The following is a 1697-nucleotide window of genomic DNA, read 5'->3' as shown; positions in this document are numbered from 1 at the left end:
ACTACAACCAGCGCCGGCCGCATTCGGCTCTGGGCTATCTCACGCCGGCGGCCTACGCCGCCAATCTCTCCGCAACATGCGATCGTCTGCGCAACCCCGACCATATGTGGACGGCCCCTTGGCAAGCTCTTTCTTCGGCAACGTCTATTTGGCGATTGCGGTCATATGTCCGGCCTGTCGATGCGAGGCCGAAGCCCGCTGGCCATGATGCTATCCGCTTCGTCCGGCTTCTCATCAGCTCCGCGCGCTCGAGGCGCTGGTCGGGGTACGGAATGTCCGGGTCGGCGGTTCGCCGGGAGTCCATCACCTCATTGCGCGCTTGCCAAACTCCGGCGCCGTTTGCGGCGGGATGCCTTGATCAACCGATGGACGGCGCCTCGCGCCGGTACAGTTCGCCGGTCGTCATGATCGCCCAGGCGATGCGCGCCAACTTGTTGGCGAGCGCCACAGTGACGAGCCGAGCCGGTCGACGCTGGAGAAGCTGGCGCGTCCAGACGGCAAGCGGGTCGGAGCGTTTGTGCAGCCACCGAAGGCTCGCGGTTGCCCCGAGCACGAGCAGTCGCCTCAGATAAGGATTGCCCTGTTTTGTAATCCTGCCAAGCCTGTCCTTTCCGCCGCTCGAGTTCTGTCGAGGAACGAGGCCGAGCCAGGCCGCAAAGTCACGGCCGGAACGAAACGCCGATGGATCCGGCGCGTGGGCGACGAGCGCCGCGCTGATCAAGGCGCCAATACCGGGGATCGTCTCGAGGGCTTGCGCCGCGGCGCTCGACCGCCGCTGGGCTTCGATCTGCTCGTCGATGAGCGCAAGATGCGCCTCAAGCGCGCAGAGATGGTCGGCGATGACCCCTCATGACCGCGAGAGCCGACTGAGGAATATCCGCGATGTCCGGATCGTTCTCGTCAAGGCGACGCACGAGGTCAGCGAGGTTCTCGACTCCCCGTTTCTCGATAACGCCGAATTCGGCGAACTGGCTGCGCAGCGAGTTTGCGACCGCCGTGCGCTGATCGATCAACAATTGCCGCGACGTGTGCTGCATCAACGCTGCCTGCTGCTCTTCTGTCTTGACCGGAACGAACCGCATGTCTGGCCGAGACGCCGCCTCGCAAATGGCGCGCGCGTCGTGGGCGTCGGACTTGCCGCGCTTGACGAAGGGCTTCACGTAATTCGGCGAGATCAGTCGCACGCGATGGCCCAGCCGTCCGACCTCGCGGCCCCAATAATGCGACGACGAGCAGGCTTCCAAAGCGACTTCGCAAGGCGGCAGCGAGCCGAGAAAGCCCAGGACCTTGTCGCGCGGGAGCTTGCGGTTGAAGACCTCTCTTTCAGCTTCGTCCACGGCGCGAACCTGAAACCAACGCTTGGCGATATCCAATCCGATGCGGACGATCTGGCGCATGATGAGGAGCCTTTCGCGATGCCGGTCGAATCGACCTCCGGCCGCAGAGCCTGAACGCCCAGGCTGGGGCCGTCCACATCATCAGCTCCGCCGATCGCATGTTGCTCCACCCGCGCCCCACGGCGTAAAACCTGCCGAGGCTCTAATCGCCTTTAGATGAAAGTTCAGTGGCAGGTCACATTCACTTGGCCACTCTTTCCAACGATCCTCTTGGCAATCTGAACACCAGCCTCACGGACGACATCAATCATCGAGCAAGCGTCCGCTTGGCTGAGCTTGCCAAAAAGGTCGGTGTCACCC

Annotated in this window: 2 pseudogenes; one reads left to right on the top strand and one right to left on the bottom strand. The window is 63.3% G+C overall.

The features are described from left to right. Window positions 1–358: 358 nt before the first annotated feature. Window positions 359–1397, bottom strand: a pseudogene (locus tag WCB02_RS28280) (IS110 family transposase). 146 nt (window positions 1398–1543) lie between these two features. Between WCB02_RS28280 and WCB02_RS28275 the strand changes: the two are divergent. Beyond that, a pseudogene (locus WCB02_RS28275) lies at window positions 1544–1697 on the top strand (NAD-dependent dehydratase); the annotation flags it as partial.

This window comes from Bradyrhizobium sp., from assembly GCF_049581145.1.
Lineage (GTDB): Bacteria > Pseudomonadota > Alphaproteobacteria > Rhizobiales > Xanthobacteraceae > Bradyrhizobium.
This window is presented reverse-complemented; position numbering and strand designations above follow the sequence as displayed.